The sequence below is a fragment of the Lentibacillus juripiscarius genome, from assembly GCF_042685205.1.
GTDB classification, from domain to species: Bacteria; Bacillota; Bacilli; order Bacillales; family Amphibacillaceae; genus Lentibacillus; species Lentibacillus juripiscarius.
In genome coordinates this window covers 148477-168659 of the sequence record NZ_JBHUNA010000003.1, presented here as the reverse complement: position 1 = coordinate 168659, position 20183 = coordinate 148477, and the positions used below count along the sequence as shown (strand labels likewise).

The 20183-nt window shown below is 39.9% G+C and carries 11 protein-coding genes and 2 riboswitches; of the genes, 6 read left to right on the top strand and 5 right to left on the bottom strand.

Features of this window, described 5'->3' with window-relative positions; translation table 11 throughout:
- Positions 1 to 145: 145 nt before the first annotated feature.
- Entirely contained in the window at positions 146 to 517 is a 372-nt protein-coding gene (locus ACFSUO_RS02015; protein ID WP_382390550.1) for a DUF1360 domain-containing protein, read from the bottom strand.
- Positions 518 to 794: 277 nt separating this feature from the next.
- On the opposite strand from ACFSUO_RS02015, the gene ACFSUO_RS02010 reads away from it, so the two are divergent.
- A complete protein-coding gene (locus ACFSUO_RS02010) occupies positions 795 to 965 on the top strand; it encodes a hypothetical protein (protein ID WP_382390548.1) in 171 nt (56 codons plus the stop codon).
- 546 nt (positions 966 to 1511) lie between these two features.
- Here the strand turns inward: ACFSUO_RS02010 and lipA are convergent.
- The 3 genes from lipA to ACFSUO_RS01995 all read right to left on the bottom strand — a co-directional run bounded on the left by lipA (position 1512) and on the right by ACFSUO_RS01995 (position 5036).
- On the bottom strand, positions 1512 to 2447 hold the full coding sequence (gene lipA / locus ACFSUO_RS02005; RefSeq protein ID WP_382390546.1) for a lipoyl synthase: 936 nt from the start codon (positions 2445 to 2447) through the stop codon (positions 1512 to 1514).
- On the bottom strand, positions 2440 to 3285 hold the full coding sequence (locus tag ACFSUO_RS02000) for a lipoate--protein ligase family protein (protein ID WP_382390744.1): 846 nt from the start codon (positions 3283 to 3285) through the stop codon (positions 2440 to 2442). The genes lipA and ACFSUO_RS02000 overlap by 8 nt, the downstream gene beginning before the upstream one ends.
- Positions 3286 to 3409: 124 nt before the next feature.
- A riboswitch (TPP riboswitch) is annotated at positions 3410 to 3514 on the bottom strand.
- Between the two features lie 322 nt (positions 3515 to 3836).
- Positions 3837 to 5036, bottom strand: coding sequence for an ROK family transcriptional regulator (locus ACFSUO_RS01995; RefSeq protein WP_382390544.1), 1200 nt, complete (start codon positions 5034 to 5036; stop codon positions 3837 to 3839).
- A gap of 289 nt (positions 5037 to 5325) precedes the next feature.
- Between ACFSUO_RS01995 and xylA the strand changes: the two genes are divergently transcribed.
- The 5 genes from xylA to ACFSUO_RS01970 all read left to right on the top strand — a co-directional run bounded on the left by xylA (position 5326) and on the right by ACFSUO_RS01970 (position 13147).
- Positions 5326 to 6651, top strand: coding sequence for a xylose isomerase (gene xylA, locus ACFSUO_RS01990; RefSeq protein WP_382390542.1), 1326 nt, complete (start codon positions 5326 to 5328; stop codon positions 6649 to 6651).
- 28 nt (positions 6652 to 6679) lie between these two features.
- On the top strand, positions 6680 to 8179 hold the full coding sequence (gene xylB / locus ACFSUO_RS01985) for a xylulokinase (RefSeq protein ID WP_382390540.1): 1500 nt from the start codon (positions 6680 to 6682) through the stop codon (positions 8177 to 8179).
- Between the two features lie 169 nt (positions 8180 to 8348).
- Positions 8349 to 9782 (top strand): D-xylose transporter XylE, encoded by a 1434-nt coding sequence (gene xylE, locus ACFSUO_RS01980; protein WP_382390538.1) that lies wholly within the window; start codon positions 8349 to 8351, stop codon positions 9780 to 9782.
- A gap of 92 nt (positions 9783 to 9874) precedes the next feature.
- The gene (locus tag ACFSUO_RS01975) at positions 9875 to 10912 is read left to right on the top strand and encodes an aldose epimerase family protein (RefSeq protein ID WP_382390536.1); all 1038 of its coding nucleotides are present in this window, start codon (positions 9875 to 9877) and stop codon (positions 10910 to 10912) included.
- A gap of 543 nt (positions 10913 to 11455) precedes the next feature.
- Positions 11456 to 11566, top strand: a riboswitch (SAM riboswitch).
- Positions 11567 to 11737: 171 nt separating this feature from the next.
- Complete coding sequence (locus ACFSUO_RS01970) at positions 11738 to 13147, top strand: YfcC family protein (protein ID WP_382390534.1); 1410 nt, start codon at positions 11738 to 11740, stop codon at positions 13145 to 13147.
- 511 nt (positions 13148 to 13658) lie between these two features.
- Here the strand turns inward: ACFSUO_RS01970 and ACFSUO_RS01965 are convergent.
- Positions 13659 to 19469, bottom strand: a complete 5811-nt coding sequence (locus ACFSUO_RS01965; RefSeq protein ID WP_382390532.1) for a DUF3320 domain-containing protein — start codon at positions 19467 to 19469, stop codon at positions 13659 to 13661.
- Positions 19470 to 20183: the final 714 nt, after the last annotated feature.

The following is a 20183-nucleotide window of genomic DNA, read 5'->3' as shown; positions in this document are numbered from 1 at the left end:
GGAAGGCTCGCTTTTTCAACCCTTCTTGAACCATTATAACCAAACGAGTATACAGCTGTTCGTTTTCCAACCTTAAGCCAATTCATAAAGTGGTGCATGTTGTTCATGTTGACAGCAGATCTAACAGGGATAGGCCGACAGCAACTTATTTCAATTCTTTTGCTTCTTCATCATACAACGCAGTGCGTTTAATATTCACACCCACAAATGACTCAAGGATTGCCTGACCGCCGGCAATTGCCAGGACAAGGATTATATACTGGGCGATATCGGGAATCCACAAATATATCATACCGAGAAATATCGCGCTCCAGATTCCTGCACACCAATAACAGGTCAGAAGGTAGCCGATTTTGGATTTGGGTACCATCTTTGTTTCTTTTTGTGAGATCTTCTTTTTTGTTAAAAAGGGTTTGCGGATAAATTCGGTTATTTTATCGAAAACGATTAAGTGTGTCAGCCGGTAGCTGGCAAGTATAAGCATGATAAAAGCCATCCAGGTTAATTCCAATTCCATATGTAAGACAGATCCTTCCGATTTTTCACCTTAGCCTTACCGTAATAGAGAATCTTAATCAGGGACTCGATACGTTATAGGGAAGTCAGATCTCGACTAGGCCTCAGATGTGCGTGACTTTTAAGTTATAAAGTCGTAATAGGCAGAATGAATTTGACTCAATTTGGATAGTTCATGATTTCCTGCGTTTCACTATAGATTATTTTGGTGGGGGCGTTTATAATGAGAGTAACAACTTAAACGGTTCATTGAAACATATGAAGGGGAGGATGTTACGGTGACAAATGAACAATATGATCAAATTATGCAAGCTATAAAGGAATTGCATAATCAGATGCAGGACGGGTTTGCAAAAATTGACAAACGATTTGAAGAAGTAGATAAGCGATTTGACGCAATGGATGAAAAAGTAAACAAATTGCAGGACAGTATGGATCTGCTTGCTTAGAAAAACTTTGAAAACGAGAGTGAATTTCATAATTCAATATCTACCTTTAAAATACGAAAAATTAGGTTATTGCGTTTGATTTCCACTTCAGGCGGACGCTTTCCGCGGGCGGCTGATGAGCCTCCTCATGCTCGTCGTGTTGCAAGTGTGGTCGTGGATGCAGCACTCCTCGCAGGTCGAAGCTTACTCATGGAAGCTTTACTTTGGGCTAACGCCTTGCGGGGTCTCATGTAGGCCTCTTATCCCGCAGGAGTCGTCCGCCTTCCGTTCCAATCTTCTAAGGTAGAGTACGAATGATTAAGTGTATTTTCAGTTATAAGTTCGTATATTAAGCAAAAAAGTATTTACAGAATCAAAAAGGCAATCGGTCAGTATTGAACAATCTACCACTGCTTACTTGAGGGATTGTATCTGTAATAATTTTGGGTAACAGGCACTTTTTTATCCTCCTCCTGTCATACTATCGGAAGAAAAGTGGGACATCAATTTTAATAATACGTTAGGCAAGAAAAAGCTTATCACACTTAAGTGATAAGCTTTTTCCTATTAAAAAATCTGTTCTTTTTCTTGCTCCTCAATGCCTTTCATGTATTTAATCCGATTTTGCTTGGACGCAGCGCTCACTTGCTCATCGGCATGATAGGATGATCTTACCAGTGGACCGGATTCGCAATGGCTAAAGCCTTTCTCCAGCGCAATTTGCTTTAGTACTTCAAATTCATCCGGGTGGTAGTACCGTTCAATATTCAAGTGTTTTTTCGTCGGCTGCAGGTACTGGCCGATCGTCATGATATCCACATTGTGGGCACGCAAATCATCCATCGCTTCCATGATTTCATCTTTTGTTTCGCCCAATCCAACCATGATACTTGATTTTGTCGGTGTATTAGGAGCGATTTCTTTGACGCGTTCCAGCAGTTTCAGGGAACGATCGTATGTAGCAATCGCACGCACCCGTTTCGTCAGTCTGCGAACGGTTTCAATGTTATGATTAAATATATCCGGTTCACTGTTCATTAACGTATACAGGCTTTCATAGTCACCTTTCATATCGGATGGAAGAATCTCAATCGTGCATCCTGGATTTTTGCGGCGGATAGCCCGGACAGTTTCAGCAAAAACGGCTGCACCGCCATCATTCAAATCATCACGTGCAACAGCGGTTACGACCACATGTTTCAGACCCATAATTTCGACCGATTCAGCTACTCGTTCCGGCTCTCCCCAATCCAGTTCACTAGGCCGACCGGTTGCCACCGCACAAAATCGGCAGCCGCGTGTGCACACGTTGCCTAAAATCATAAATGTTGCTGTCTGACGCTCGCTCCAACACTCATGAATATTGGGGCAGCGGGCTTCCTCGCAAACCGTATTCAAACGTTTTTCCCGCATTAATTTTTTTAGGCCGGTATACGATTTATTCGTTTTCAGATCTGTTTTTAACCACTCAGGTTTACGGATATGCTGATAGTTTTTAGCCATGTTTCACGGACTCCTTTCGTAATCGATTATAGTTCCACTCATCGGAACGATATTTTGTTTCTGCTAAATGATAAACTTCTTCCCACTGTTGTCGTGACAGTTCGAAGGGGCGTAACGTTACCCCCAAACCCGATTCGAACCCTGCATAAAACGCATGCTTCATCATGTCGTACGTGTGCGTTTTGTTCGTTAATTGATCAATGGTGACGGCTTTTTCCTGAAAAGCTTCACGTTTCCTTTGCTTGATCGCCTCAGAAGGAAAGCGGAACAAATCATAAAGCATCCCGGTATCCATGTCCATGGGAATCGATCCATGCTGCAGCAGGACACCTTTATTTCTGGTCTGCGCATTTCCGGATAGCTTTTTACCGTCAGCCATCATTTCGTAAAAAGCTGCTTTTTCAAAACAGACAGCGGTGCGATCTCTTGCTGTATCTTTATCCGGCATCGCATAATCAACCGTAATACCTAAGTTCTTAAACCCTTCCACAAGTCCCTTTGACAAAACATAATAGGCCTCACGTACAGACGCAGGAATACCCGGTTGATCCTCGGAAACGACAATGCTGTATGTCAGTTCATTATCATGCAGTACTGCACTGCCGCCCGTTAAGCGGCGGACAAAATGGCAATTATATGATCGTACTGCATCAAAATCGATTGCTTTATCGCTCTTTTGGAATTGCCCAATAGAAAGCGTCGGTCTGGACCAGCCGTAAAAGCGCAATGTCGGCGGGATTTTCCCTTCACTATGCCAGTTTAATAGCGCTTCATCCAATGCCATGTTCACCGCTGCATCCTGATATCCACTATCCAGAAAATACCACTCCTTATGCAAATCCAGCACCTCCTCCCAGTCGCTAAACACTACATTGTGCCCATTTTTAGTGCCCATTTAAAAAAAAAGCTGCACTTGCATGAAGTGCAGCCCGCTGTAAGGTATACGGGTATCCCATATGCCTTACGTACAAGAGTCACTTACCCACGCTAGTATTACCTATCTCGGGCACAAAGGGTTTAAACGACCATCGTTATTCTCAGCCAAAAAGGCTCCCCTAGTGAAAAATAAATTTTACCAATTTAGTTTAACAGTTCTGAAGATTACTGTAAAGGAAAATTATTCCTTTACGGTATGCCATAAAAACCTATATTAGATACATGTTGGCTAAAAAATTTAAAAGGGTTTGCTCTGGCGGAAGTGCTACCGGCCTATGTCAGCGGGGATATAACCGTATTGAATGCTTGTGGCGATGGGGAAAAGGGGGGGTGAGTAATTTGCGTATGGTTATACAGATATTAGAAGAGTACTGAAAATAAATAAGCTATTTGAAACAGCCGCATTTTTCAATAGAAGAATTCGGCTGTTTTCTTGGAGAAGTCTGAATTGATTTATTTGAAGGGTTGCTGAACTTTTTCTAATCTGCTCAAATAGAAATCGGAAATAGCAATGGAAGCAGCACCAAGGGTACTTGAATATTTCTCCAGTACAGAAAATTTAATATCAGTATTTTCATAATGGTATTGAGACAATCTTTCACGAAATACATGATTAATCGGATTTGAAATCCAATTGCTAAATTGTGATATTCTGTTTCCTATAATAACCATTTCAGGATTAAACGTATTGATAACGTTTGTCAACCCAATTCCTATATATTCTCCTAATGTGTGCAGGATTTGTAAAACCTTTTGATTCCCCATTTTTGCTTCTGTTATGAGTTCTTCCAAAGTAATATTCTCATTGCCTTTTAAAACACTTTGTTTATTTGCATACTGTAAAAGAGCATTTTCCGATGCATATAGTTCCCAGCACCCCTGGTTGCCACAGGGACATTTTCGTCCGTTAGCTTCTATAGTAAAGTGTCCCATCTCTCCTGATATGCCGGACGTACCAGTGTAAAGATTGTTTTGGATAATAATTCCCGCCCCTATTCCAATACCTATACTGATGTATATTAAGTTTGAACTGTTTTTTCCGGCACCGTATAGGTGTTCACCATGTGCACCACAATTTGCTTCATTTTGAATCTTTACTGGAATGTGGAAATCATTTTGAATGTCTGCTTTTAAATCAATTTGCTTCCACTCAAGATTTGGAGCAAATAAGATCTTTTCATTATGATCTACATTACCAGGAACTCCTATACCTATGCCTATAACTCCATATGGACTATCCGGTGCCTTAGTAATTAATGAACCGATAATGAAAATTAAAGTATTTTTTACGTCAGTATATTTATTACTTGTTAATGATCTACTGACCTCCTCCATTATAGTTCCGTTTAAATCCGTTAATACACCTAAAACATAATTAACCCCCAAATCTATTCCTATTGAGTACCCCGCATGGTTATTAAAATAAAGCATAACAGGTCTTCTTCCACCACTGGATTGGCCTGATTCTATTTCATTTGCAAATGATTCTTCAATTAATTCTGAAACCATAGTAGAAACGGTTGCTTTATTCAATCCGGTGATTTTAGAGATCTGTGTGCGGGATAATGGACCTTTATCTTTAATGGAATTAAAAACAATTGATTTATTCATTCGTTTAACAAAACTTTGATCGCCAGTTTGTAGTTTTTTCATATACTCTCTTTTCTCCTCAACAAATTAAGTCTCTTAATTCTATCATAAAACTTGAGGAGAATTCACAGATAACCAAGATGACTTTGTTTAAGTACTAAATGAATTAATGGTTTTACTCTATTTATATAATTGGCGTTAAAAGATTTTACGGTGATTTTGAGTGAAAATATTAGAAAGAAGTTATAGGATTAGAAAAACTATTGACAACGTTTTCAATATAGGAGTAAACTTAGTTTAAAAGATAAACAAAGTTACTTTTAGTTAAATAAAACTGAGAGGAGAAAGAATATTGAGCTACTTTCCAAACATAAACAAAATAAATTTTGAAGGACCAACTTCAACTAATCCTTATGCATTCAAGTTTTACAACCCGGATGAGGTTGTTGGTGGAAAAAGAATGGAAGATTATTTGCGTTTTGCAGTAGCATATTGGCACACATTTACAGAAGACTTATCAGATCCTTTTGGTTCCGGGACCGCTGTACGTCCATGGGACAAATTTACGGGTATGGATCAAGCTAAAGCACGAGTAGAGGCTGCGTTTGAATTCTTTGAAAAACTTGGGGTTCCATATTTCTGTTTTCATGATGTTGATATTGCACCAGAAGGAAATACCTTAAGGGAAACAAATAAAAACTTAGATACGATAGTTTCCATGATTAAGGATTATATGAAGGACAGTAAAACAAAATTGCTTTGGAATACTGCTAACAATTTTACGCATCCGCGTTTTATTCACGGGGCTGCATCTTCTAACAATGCGGACGTATTCGCATATGCTGCTGCCAAAGTGAAAAAAGGACTTGAAATTGGTAAAGAATTAGGTGGAGAAAATTATGTGTTTTGGGGAGGACGTGAAGGTTACGAGACACTCCTTAACACAGACATGAAATTAGAATTGGATAATTTAGGGCGTTTCTTCCATATGGCAGTAGATTATGCAAAAGAAATTGGCTTCGATGGTCAATTTCTTATTGAGCCGAAGCCGAAAGAACCAACTACCCATCAGTATGATTTTGATGTTGCAAGCGGGTATGCATTTTTACAACATTATGATCTTCAAGATCATTTTAAATTCAATATTGAAGCGAATCACGCAACACTTGCAGGCCATACGTTTGAACATGAACTTCACTATGCACGTGCGAACAACGTGTTAGGTTCAGTTGATGCCAATCAGGGTCATCCCCACTTAGGCTGGGATACGGATGAATTTCCAACAGACTTATATTCTACAACTTTAGGTATGTATGAAATTATAAAAAATGGAGGACTTGGACGTGGCGGATTAAACTTTGATGCAAAAGTGAGAAGAGGTTCATTTGAGCCTGAAGATCTATTCCACGCCCACATAGCTGGTATGGATAGCTTTGCAGTAGGCTTAAAAGTCGCGCAGAAGTTACTGGATAATCAAGTACTAGAAAGCGTAATAGAAGATCGTTATCAAAGTTACACAGATGGAATTGGTTTAGATATTGTAGAAGGAAAAGCAGATTTTCACAAACTGGAAGATCATGTGCTTGACTTAACAGAAATAAACCATCAATCCGGCAAATTGGAAAGGCTGAAAGCGACGATTAATCAGTATATGTTAAATGCTTACGCTAATAATTAAGGAATTCACTTGCTGAGGGGGGTTAATGATGAAATATGTCATTGGGGTTGATTTAGGAACGAGTGCAGTGAAGGTTTTATTAGTGAATCAGCAGGGACAAGTAACTCAAGAAGTTTCTAAAGACTATCCCTTAATACAAGAAAAAACAGGGTATAGCGAGCAGGCTCCTCAAGATTGGGTTGACCAAACTGTCGCAGGTCTTTCTGAACTTATTCAACAATTCGAGGGGGATCCTGATGATATTGAAGGAATTAGTTTTTCCGGACAAATGCATGGACTTGTATTGTTAAATGAGAATCAGGAAGTACTTCGGAATGCCATTCTGTGGAATGACACACGTACAACAGCTGAGTGTCAACAAATTTACGATACAGTTGGAAAAGAAAGGTTGCTTCGCATCACGAAGAATCTTGCATTAGAAGGATTTACCTTACCAAAAATATTGTGGGTAAAGAATCATGAGCCTGAGATTTATAATAAAGCAAAGACATTTTTATTACCCAAGGATTATGTACGTTTGAAGCTTACTGGAAAATCAAACATGGAGTATTCAGACGCTGCAGGGACTCTATTGCTGGATGTAATGAAAAAAGAATGGAGTCAAAAAATTTGTGATTTATTAGATATAGATGATAGTTTATGTCCGCCGTTAGTAGCATCCCATGAAGCAGTAGGAACATTAACCCCGGAAATGGCAGAAAAAACAGGCTTATCCAGTTCCACACGCATGTTTGCGGGTGGAGCGGATAATGCTTGCGGTGCAATTGGATCAGGAATTTTAAAAGAAGGAGAAACATTAGTTAGTACTGGAACGTCTGGGGTAGTTCTAGCTTATGAAAATCGTGGTGATAAAAACTTTCAAGGTAAAGTACATTATTTTAACCATGGAGCACCAGATGCCTATTATACAATGGGGGTCACACTAGCTGCCGGCCATAGCCTTACATGGCTTAAAGACGTCTTTACGAAAGATAAGACGTTTGACCAATTGTTGGAAGATGTTGATACGGTTCCACCTGGCGCAAATGGTTTGTTATATACGCCATATATTGTTGGAGAACGAACACCACATTTCGATTCATCCATTCGAGGAAGTTTTATTGGAATGGATAGTTCTCATGAGATGAAACATTTTGTACGCGCAGTAATGGAAGGGATTACATTTTCTTTAAACGAGTCCGTACAGATATTTCGAGATCAAGGAAAGAGGATTGATACCGTCATTTCTATTGGTGGCGGATCCAAAAATGAAACATGGTTACAAATGCAAGCTGATATTTTTAACGCTAAAATCGTTAAATTGTCAAATGAACAAGGTCCAGGCATGGGTGCTGCGATGTTAGCTGCATATGGATGCGGCTGGTTTGAAACCCTTCGGGAATGTACGGAAGAATTTTTGCAAGAAGAAAAAACTTATGAACCGATTGAAGAAAATGTTAGACGGTATCAAACATTATTCGGATTATATAAAAGAATATACGACATGACTGCCTCGTTGTCTGCGGACTTAATGCATTTTAGGGAATAACTTTTTATACTTAATGAACAGGTTTTGCTTTCATTGCCTGTTCATTTATCCAACTGTTAATAATTTTTTATGAGATAAGAAAGCGCTTCAGTATAATCGACTCAAAATAAAAATTGAGGGGAGGACAGGATGAGGGCATAACAATGTTGTTTTAGCCCTTACACATCACATGAAAAAGAAAAATAATAATTCGTATGTGCTTTCAATTGCTTTAATTGCAGCTTTAGGTGGGTTGCTATTTGGTTATGATACAGCCGTAATATCCGGTGCAGAGCAATCAGTGGAAAATTATTTGATTGATAGTTTAGGATTAAGTTCACTAATACACGGATTGACGGTTTCAAGTGCATTAATTGGCTGTATTATTGGCGGGTTAATATCAGGGTATTTTTCCAATAATTTAGGAAGAAGAAATTCCTTATTGTTAGCTGCTACCTTATTTTTAGTTTCTGCTCTAGGATCGGCATATCCGGAGTTCCTGTTTTTTGAGTTTAATGAACCAACAATAGGATTATTGATTATGTTCAATTTTTATAGAATTATAGGGGGTATAGGAGTTGGTATCGCTTCTGCAACCTCTCCAACATATATCGGGGAGATTGCTCCTCAAGGAATTCGAGGCACATTAGTCTCATGGTATCAATTCGCTGTTATCTTTGGACAATTAGTCGTTTATTTTGTTAACTGGGGTATTGCAAGTGGACAACCAACAGCCTGGGTCAATGATATTGGTTGGAGATTTATGTTTGCTTCGGAGGCGATACCAGCATTATTATTCTTTGTATTATTATTTTATGTGCCTGAAACTCCAAGGTATCTGGCATCTAAAAACAAAGAAGATCAAGCTTTAAATATTCTATCAAAAATTAATGGTTCCAAAGAAAAGGCAAAAGAGGTTTTATCCGATATTCGAGAATCATTAGATTCAAAAGAATCTACCGGGAAATTATTTTCTTTTGGGAAAACCGTCATTATTGTAGGGATTCTGCTTTCAGTTTTCCAACAATTTGTTGGTATTAATGTTGCCTTATATTATGCACCACGTATTTTTGAAAGCATGGGTGCAGGGGAAAATGCCTCAATGCTTCAAACAGTTATAATGGGAGTCGTCAATGTAGGATTTACAATTGTAGCTATTCGAACAGTAGATAAATGGGGGCGAAAACCACTCTTAATGATCGGTTCTATCGGAATGGCTATTGGAATGTTTGGTGTCGCAGTACTAGCTCAAAATGAAGTCTTTGGATTATGGACATTGATTTTTATCATATTATATACGGCTTCCTTCATGATGTCATGGGGACCAATATGTTGGGTATTACTATCTGAAATATTCCCTAACAAGATCCGGGGACAAGCAATGGCCTTTGCAGTTGCAGCTCAATGGGCAGCAAACTTCTTTATCTCATCAACCTATCCTGCGATGATTGATGTTAGTGGAGGGTTAACGTATGGATTCTATGGTTTAATGAGTGTTATTTCTGCTATTTTCGTATGGAAGATGGTTCCGGAAACTAAGGGTAAATCATTAGAGCAATTAGAGAGTTTATGGGGGAAAGGAAAAAATAAACAAATGGAGCCGGTAAAGGTAAACAATGAATAAAAGGTAAAGCCTAATCATCAATAAATAGGAGGGAGGACCAGGGAAACCGTGTCCTTTCTCTTTTCTTTTAAAAACAAAATGGAGCTGACGATATGAATATCAAAGAAGAAAATTTAAATGATACTTGGACGGTTTATGTTCTAAAAAGTGACCAGGGGATGGAAGTGCATGTATTAAATTATGGTGGAGTCATAACAAAAATAATGACACCAGATCGGAATGGAAAGATTGAAAACGTTGTGTTAGGTTACCGAAATACTGATGATTATGTATCAAATCCTCATTTTTTAGGTGCTACGATTGGACGGGTGGCTGGACGAATAAAAAATGCTAGTTTGTCCATTGATGGAAAGTTGTACAAACTTGAAGCGAATGATGGACGAAATCACTTGCACAGTGGAACAAACGGGTTTCATCATGTCATTTGGGACGCAGAACCATTTGAATTAGATGATAGTGTTGGAGTGAAGCTTCGTTATTTTAGTCAAGATGGGGAAAACGGTTATCCAGGGAATGTGAAGGTAGCCGTTACCTACACTTTAACAAATGACAATGAACTAGTACTGGACTACTGGGCGTACACGGATCAAACAACTCCTCTTGCGTTAACGAATCATTCGTATTTCAATTTGTCAGGGAATTTACGTGACACGGTTCATGGGCATCAGGTTACGGTTGATAGTCAACAATTTGTAGAGCTCGATGCAGAATTGATTGCAACTGGAAAACGAGTAAATGTGGAGGAGACCTCATTTGATTTCAGGCAAGGCCGTAAACTGGAGGATGGCATTATAGCTGGTAATAAGCAAAACAAAATCGTGGGCAATGGTTATGATCATTATTTTATATTTAATGATCATAATAAAGAGGAAAGCGTAACAGTAAAAGATGAGAGCAGCGGTCGTGTCCTTACTATCGAAACGGATCAGCCTGGAATGGTAATGTATACAGCCAACAATTTAGAAGCTGGACTTGCTTTATTAGAAGGGGCATCAAAAAAGTATTTAGGGGTTTGTTTTGAAACCCAGGCATCACCCGCCTCCCTGCATGAGAAAGACTTTCCGGGTGTGATGTTGGAAGGGGGAGAAGAGTATCAGAAACAAACCGTGTTCCGTTTCGGGGCAGAGTAGTAAAGGATTGTTTTTGGTGCTTTAAGACTATTTAAGTATGCTAATATATTTAATGTTATTATACACTATTACTACCAATAACTCAAACATTTGTTCGATTTCATTTAGATCTTTTTGGTTGGAAAAAGAGGGCTACACGAATTGTCTACAATATTATAGGATGAACGTATTACTTAAATGGTCGGACAATTTAGATGGCAAAAGTCATCCCTTGTCCGAAGGCGATTCATCCCCCATTTATTTCTGGGCTAAAGCCCTTCACAAATGTGGGGGTCTTATCGCCTGCAGATGATAAACATGCCGAAATCTATCGATGACTAATATAGAAGACGTTTTAAAAAGATTTTCGATATGTCCATCAATATGCAGGATGTTACTAAGTAGGGAAAAGAATATTTACTGATTTTTCCGGACTATAAACACCCATCCATTCGATTGTAATCGACACCTCCCAACAAAAATCGCTTTATACCCGTTGACAAAAAAGTCTCCCAACTATATAATTATTTCAACATTAACGTAACCTTATAATTTTATAATTTATGCTTATCAAGAGTGACCGAGGGACAGGCCCGTTGACGTCCGGCAACCTCCTTATTAGAAGGAAAGGTGCCAATTCCTGCAGGATAGTTTTTTTATTCTGGGAGATAAGGCGAATAGATTTTTAGCCTCTTTCCCATTGAAAGAGGCTATTTTTGTATCTATCTATAAATTTATGAGATTAGCTAATCAACAAGGAGGAAATCAATGACAGCATAAGAATTAAAGCAAAACTTCAAACCCTATAGATATACCAGCAATACTTACAACAAGAGGTGAATGTACATGAAGGATGAAAAGAAAAGTAAAAAATTATTGGATCGCATTCCACATCCATTGGCATTATTATTTTATATTGTTGTTGCTGCAGCTATTTTGACGTATATTATTCCGGCCGGATCGTATGAAAGGGAAACCGTTGATGGCGAAACCCGAACCATTCCGGGATCGTTTGAATATGTAGAGAACAGTCCTGTTGGTATTATGGACTTATTTACTTCCATTCCTGAAGGATTCCAGGAAATGGCGGACATCGTCTTTATCACATTTGCCGCGGCAATGATGTTTGGACTTCTGGAAAAAACAGGAATGCTTGAAAATACAATTGGGACATTCGTTCGTAAAATTGGAATTCAAAGGCGATTCCTTATTGTTGTTATTATGACTTTTGTTTACGGCCTTTTCGGAATATTCATCGGACTTGAAAATAATATTGCCCTTATTCCAATTGCTGTTTTATTAAGTGTCGCCATTGGTGGAGATGCAATGCTCGGAGCGGGTATTGGAATAGGCGGCGTGCTTGTAGGATTTGGTCTTTCTCCGTTCAATCCTTATACGGTAGGTGTAGGGCATAAGCTAGCGGAAATGCAACTTTTTTCAGGGTGGCTTTTTAGAAGTATTTTAGTGGTTCTCACTTTATCTGTATTAGCTTATTATAATGTCCGATATTTTAAAAAGATATTAAAGGACCGGGAGAAAGGTCTTGCTAATGACGTCGATGTCCGGGACATGCAGCTTAGTAAACCCCTTGACTCGTATAAGATGAGCAAACAGGATATTGCGATGTTACTTGTGCTTATTACAGGGATTACGATTATGCTTTTTGGCGTTTTTGCAAAAGGCTGGTATATTAATGAAGTTGCTGCGATATTTCTCATGATAGGCATTGTCAGTGGGATTATTGCGAGAATGAATTCCAGTCAAATCGCTAATGTGTTTTCAGAAGCGCTTAAACCTAGTGCATTAGCAGCTATTCTGATTGGTGTTGCAATGGCGACACAAGTGGTGTTGAACAAGGGAAATATCAGTGATACCGTTGCTCATGGTCTATTCTCCGTACTGGAGTATTTACCAACCACGTTGGCTGCTGTATTCATGACCATATCCCAGTCGATTATTAATATTTTCATTCCAAGTGGCAGTGGCCAGGCATTAGTTACGTTGCCAATTATGATACCCGTTGGTGATATGTTAGACATTACACGGCAATCGACAATCTTGGCATTCCAAATTGGTGACGGTCTTACTAACATATTTTCCCCTACATTAGGTGGGTTAATGGCAATGCTTGGATTATGTAAGGTTCCTTATGGAAGGTGGCTTCGGTACATTTTTCCATTTGTCATTATAGCACTCTGTATATCTTGGATTGCTTTAGTCATTAGTGTCTTGATTAATTGGGGAGGAACAATATAAGAAAGCGTTTATAAGGAAACATGATGAAAATGGGTGGTGGCTCACTCCTTTTTTAGTGAAAGGGGGTGATGTGTACGACAGTACGAGCTTCTCACGACCAAAAGGAGCGGTTCGAACAGCCGAAAAGGTTTCGAGAAGGCTTCCCACGACCAAAAGGAGCGGTTCGAACGGTCGAAAAGGTTTCGAGAAGGCTTCTCACGACCAAAAGGAGCGGTTCGAACGGCCGAAAAGGTTTCGAGAAGGCTTCTCACGACCAAAAGGGGCGGTTGGAACGGCTGAAAAGGTTTCGAGAAGGCTTCTCACGACCAAAAGGAGCAGTTGGAACGGCTGAAAAGGTTTCGAGAAGGCTTCTCACGACCAAAAGAAGCGGTTGGAACGGCCGAAAAGGTCTTGAGCACGCTTTGAACAGGGTGGTTGTTCCAAGTATGAAAATAGGACTTGCGCCAATTTTGCTTGGAATAGTAAAACAAAAAAGAGCCCTAAACACACTGTTTAAGGCTCCTTCAATCTGTTATTCCTTTAGTTCAATATTTCCTTCATCGTCTTCTGTAAGCCATCCTTTATCAACGTTTAGATCAATAGCTTCCTGGACGTACTTCTCTGTATTATTGCTGGTGCGGCTGAATCCGAGCTGTTTGGATATTTCGCGTACCAAATCGGCTTTTGGCAGGCGAAGTGCCGCTTTCATTATGTTGTGTACGCCATTAGCATATTCGATCTTACTGATATCCTGCAATGCTCTGCGCTCGTGTTTCGTCACTCGAAAGTCACGGTAGGTTTTGAATTGCTCTTCATCTACCCAAATAAATTTCCCTTTTTCTTCCGTTGTTTCGTAAGATCCCGAATTGGTTAGGGTGTTTTGGATGACTCTTTCCAGCTTGGTACCACTTCTTGAGAATCCCCAGGCATTGATAATTAATTTGGTTAATCTGGAAAAGCTGACCGGTGCTTCTTGATTGATAACTTGCTTGATTTGTTCCCGGATGATTGGTGTGCCTTCGTACGAGTAGAAGTCATCAGTTGGCAAATCAACCTCTTCCAGCACAGCCGGTTCATAAAGGGTTTCTTCCTGTTTCGCTTCTTCAGGTATGGCGAGCTCATCAATTTTAGCACGAATGGATTCCTCTTCTTTTTCGGGCGGCGCTTCCGGCTTGCTATCTGCCACCATTTGCTTTTCGATTGCTTCAAGCCGGGCTAACAATTCCTCCATTTGTTTTTCCTCGTTGTGCCACCATTCCACTGACCAGACTTTAATAATATGCCAGCCTAATCTGCTAAGCATGACGTCACCCAATTTATTGCGGTCACGCGTTGTGGTGCGGCTCGCATATCGGTGGCCATCCAGCTGAATGGCGGCTAAATATTGTCCATTGTTATTTTTATCAACGACTGCCAGATCAACTTTGAAGGCACTGTTACCGACGTTTGTTTCCACCTGATAACCGTGATTCTGCAGTGCTTTCTGTATTTTGGGAATGATGACGTTGGAATTTGCCTTTTTGCTATTTATTCGGCTTTCCATGTTTAATGATAGATTTCCTTTTTTGGCAAATTCCATGAATGCTTTCAGACTATGCACGCCGTCCGCTTTGGTTCGTGATAGGTTAATTTGATCCGGTTCCATGGATGCAACAATCATCATTTCTTTTTTGGCACGGGAAACGGCCACATTTAGACGGCGCCAGCCTTCATCACGATTCAACGGTCCGAAATTCAGGTACATGTTTCCGGTTTGATCAGGGCCGTATCCAACAGAAAAGAGAATAATATCCCGTTCATCACCCTGAACATTTTCCAGGTTTTTAACAAAGACAGGCTCCTGAACTTCATCGGTAAAATATTTCTCCAGAGAGGCGTCCTGTTTAAGTCGTTCATCAATCATATCTTCAATTAGTGTTTGCTGCGGCTGACTGAATGTCACAACACCAATACTTTCATGCTGTTTTTCCGGGCCCGCCAGTCTTGTGAAAATTTCATCGACGATAGCTTCTGCTTCCATTTTGTTTTGTTTCGTTTTCCCACGGTCATAGACACCACCCACATTTCGGAAAGATACCCGTGAGTGAATATCATCAATCGATGGGAAGGTGACGAGTTTGTTTTCATAAAATTGATTATTGGAAAAAGAAATGAGACTTTCATGTTCACTCCGGTAATGCCACCTTAAGTGTTTTTGCGGCAGCCGTATCGCAAGACTATCGTCCAGAACACTTTCCAGGTCCTGCAGGTCAAAATTATCCTCTTCCTGTTTGGTGCCAAAGAAATCCGTTGGCGGCAATTGTTTAGGATCACCAACAACAATGACGTTTTTCCCTCGTCCCATAGCTCCGATTGCTTCACTGGTTGGAAGTTGTGATGCTTCATCAAATATAACTAGATCAAATTTTGGAAATGATGGATCAAGATATTGGGCAACGGACAATGGACTCATCAGCATACAAGGTTTGATTTTCGGCAGCAGATTTTTAATCCTGTCAAATAACTGACGAATGGCAATGCCTCTACCTTTACTTTTAATAGCCTTCGCCAGAATGCCGGGTTCTGAACTTTCAATGGCATTATTCAGCAAATCAGGAATACGATCCATTAATTTCACATATACCTCAATTTTTGTCAGTTCACTGATTTCATCATCAAGGTTGTAAAAGTTGTCGAGCTTATTCTCAAAGCTTGCTTTCGAAAACTGTGATAAACGTTCATTATTTGAGATTTCTTCATCGATCCGGATACGGTAAAATCCGTACAAATAGGCGAGAAGAAGTTCATGATAGCCAAGTTCTCCTGCCAAATATGGTTTCGTCACATGGTGTAATCCAAATGATTCCGCCTCCTGGATAACGCTAGCCAGCTTACAGTTATCCTTCAGCTGTGGCAATGCTTCCAACAAGTAGGCAGCCTTATCTTTGACGTAGTTTGCCCAATCCGGCTGTTCAGGCTCATGTAAATCCGCTGCAACTAATTCCTTCTCAACCGTTTCCCAGTGTTTCATGATGTCTTCATATCCCGTTGTATAAGCGTTCATTTGCTGTTTCATTTGAGAAGTCGACAGCTGCTGCTTATGTTCCTGCAGATTTTGTGCCATAGCTGCCAGTGTATCACGGGACGGCTGCAATTCGTTGATGGTTGATCGGACGTCTGCCATCCATTGTACGGCTTCTTCCATTTCGTCCCACATTCCGGCTCCATCATTCCATAAAACAGGGAAATAGTTATTCATGCGATCATCGTGTTGCTGCAGAAATTCTTGTTTCTCCTGTATATCCCGAATGCCGGTAATAATGGATTCCAATTCATCCGTTTCGATTTTATCCTTTGTTTTCAGGTATTTTTTCAGTTCTTTTTTAATTTTCCCTTTACCAAGTTTTTCTTTCATAAACCAGCTGTTTTCGGCTAGTCTTAAATCCTGTAACAGGGTTTCAGCATTGATTTTAAAAATAGCCTTGTCAAAGCGTTCTTCCATCTTGCCCACTTGTTCATCATGCTGTCTGCCAACTCTAATCACTTCGGCTATTTCCGATTGAAGCTGGTCGAAATGTTCTTTGCCGATAAGGTTTAAATCGGCGTCTGGCATGTTATCCAGATAAGGGATTAGCTTATAAATAAATGTGTACCACTGGTGGTTTTGGCTGTCATGTGATAATCCAAGCTCAAGAAAATCATCTTCCATTTGATGAAGCTTTTCTGCGGCTGGTGCAATGCCTTCTAATTCCGCTTTAATGGTGTCCTGCAGCCCCAGGGAATAATTTGTTTGCTTGATGCCAATCCATGGATTATCAGTTACATTGCCACAGGTTTCTCCAACAACGGCAATGTTTTCAATTAGCTGCTTGATGCGTTTTAGTTTCACTTCATCGACTTCCATGACCTTATCTCGCTCAAATTCGATCATGGTCTGTGGCTCCGTCAAGTCTGAATAGGTTTCAATCATGTCAAAAATACTCTGGCCAAGCGTTGTAGCCTGATGCAGTTCATGGACATATTGATTTAACTCTTTCTTCAGTGCCTTGATTTCCTCAAACTTTTCATCCCAGTTTGTCCCTTTCACTTTACGCTGTGCTTCAAAGGATGTCTCCAATTGTTTGAGGATATCTTTTTTCTGACCTTTATTCGAGTAAACCTCCAGACAAAAATCAGCCAGGCCAATCGATTCAAGCCGATTTTGTACGACACTTAAGGCAGCCATTTTTTCGGCAACAAACAGAACGCTTTTTCCTGTGGCCAATGCATGTGAAATCATGTTTGTAATGGTTTGTGACTTACCTGAACCAGGGGGACCGTGCAATACAAAACTTTGATCTTCACCGGTTGCCAGGACCGCCTCTGTTTGGGTGCTGTCTGAGTTTAATGGCGCATAAATCTTTGCTTCTTCATCCTCTTCCGTAGTCAGCGAATCGGTGAATGAAGCCTGACTTTCCCCAGTATACGTTCCTTCCATTAAGCTTTTCACGACTTTATTTTCTTTTAATTCCTCTGAATGATTCACAAGGTCATTCCACATGACAAACTTGGAAAAGGAGAATACACCAATACTGGCATTTTCGTAAACGTCCCAATTCTTCATTTGCATAATAATCCTGCACATTGTGGTCAGAACTTTCCTTACATCAGCACCATAGTCGTCTTTTGGAATGTTGTATAATCGCGATGCATCAATCCCGAATGTTTGCTTCAGGTATTCAATAAGAGAGATATTGATTTGAATTTCTTCATCCCGTGCCCTGATATAATAGCCTTTTTTCGCTGACATCCTTACCAGATCGACAGGAAGAAGCAGGATTGGTGCAAAGCGTTCTTGGGAATAGGACTTCGGATCATACCATTTCAAAAATCCAAGCGCGATAAATAGCGAATTGGCACCGGTCTCTTCCAGTGTATTTTTGGCTTTCCGATAAAGTTTAACGAGTTCCTTTTCCAATTTTGTCTCTGTCAGGATGGAACGCAATCGGTTATGCTTCATATCATCTGCCAATATGTTGCTGGTCAGAAGTTCCTTTTGATCCCGGAAATCCCGGACCTTATGCCGCCACTCGTTTGGCAGAGGCTGTATAAACACTTTTTGACCCATGGACAGAATATCCTCAATCTGATCCAAACCGGACGTGACAACCGGAATTCCCTGGGTATGAATACGATAGTTTAACAGATTATTACGCAGGCTCATATCAATCAACTTATTTTGCCAATAATTGATTTTACTCTCCTGCTGATTTAATTCACCCGGTGATTCCTCGTTTTCAGGGATAACTTCCACTTTCTCAAAATCAAAGTTGTCATTGATTCTGACAGGTTCTTCCGGTTGAACAGCAGCCTGAATCTTAGTCCCGGCATCTGTCTTCAGTGATAGTGGTTTAATTTGACCAATCCGGCTTCTGCGGACATCAATGAAAAATTGGAAGTAATTCGGTTTGTTCAACGTGTTTTCCGCGGAATGCACCGCACTGTTAAAACTGGCTGTTTCATTGGTTAGTAAAGTGGATTCCACAACAACAATCTCATTAATGCCACCCGCCATATTTTTGGTGAGCAGACTTTTATCATCTTGAAAACTTTCGGCTGATGCAAAATCGTTCAGCCAGAAAGCAGGATACGCATGATCCCGGAAAAATACGACAATAGGGTGGATACCGATTGCTTCTGCACATGCAGCATATAATAGGGATAAATCAAGACAGGTTCCCAATTGCTGTTCTTTTATCATGTCAGGGAAGCGGATTTTCTGTCCGTTTGCTTCAAAGCTCGCGGGTGGATTGGCATATGCGATTTTCTGTGACTGGATAGCCGAAAAAATAGCAGACAGCTGCGCGATAACACGATTGGGATCGCCGCTCTGATAGCCATCCATTGCATTTGAATCCGTGTTTTTCTGCATGATGTTGGACGCTTGTTTGATAATCTCCATCACAAACGGTCGATTAGGTGTAATAAAACTGGAGATGATCTCCGGAAGTACGGTAGATCCTGGCCAGGAATCAAAGGATAGAATGTCGACTGGTAAATTTATATGGTACAGTTCATCCTCACCAGATTTAACTCTTATTCCAAAATGCCCAGTCATGCTTTCTTCCAAATTACTGAGAAAATCTGCTGATAGCTGTATGTCAGGATGGAATTTAATAACTTCTCCGGGGTCAAGTTCTTCAAGATGTAACGTTTTGGGTTCAAAGAAAGAAGGATTAGAAGTTATTTCAATTTCAAGGTTTACGTGTTTATCAGAACTTATGTTTTCAATGGACAAATACTTAATAAATGGAACATGATTCTGCTGCAAGGCAAAACTTACCTTGTCGTCATATTCGTAATCACAAGTTACGGATGGTTCCATAAGTATACCCCCTTTTAAACCACTTTTATCTTATTAGGTACTATTGACTATTATAACAACGAATGAACGTTATTTGTGTAGAAATTTGTTGGAAAGTGGTAGGGTGGGCAAAAAGGTGTATAGCCGTTATATATCTGTCCTCATGACACGTTTTCCTTGTCACATTCGATTATAATGATGAATCCCTTCATATATACAATCGAATAGCGGCGATAAAAGGTGTTACCAGGCAGTGTATTAGCATTAATGCGCATTAATCAGGATGAGTGGACATTACATACGACAGCAGGTGACAAGCAACGGTTAAGAATCCGCTGCTGTAGGCAAGGGGGTATGTGTTTCATATTTATGATTATCTAAAGAAGGATTCGAAACTTATTCATCATAAGGCAAGTACAAGTTTCGTTTGAAATTCCCCTGTGTCTATGTATGGGACGGTATTTACACTTATGTATAATCACAAGGTACTAATGGTTCCACGATTGTATCCCCTTTTGTATCACTTTTTTCTTTCAGAAAGGAAGGAAAAGCCAGACAGAACTTTTGACTGGCTTTTCCGGTTGATAAAATCCTAATTCCGGTTGTGGTTAACTATTCACGGATTCTTCAATACTCGATAATTTGAGAGCTGAACATATTTTTGTACATGTTTTGATGTAAAATAATATAAGGAGTTGTCTTTGAGGACGGTTTCTATTAGTTCTGTTTTAACAA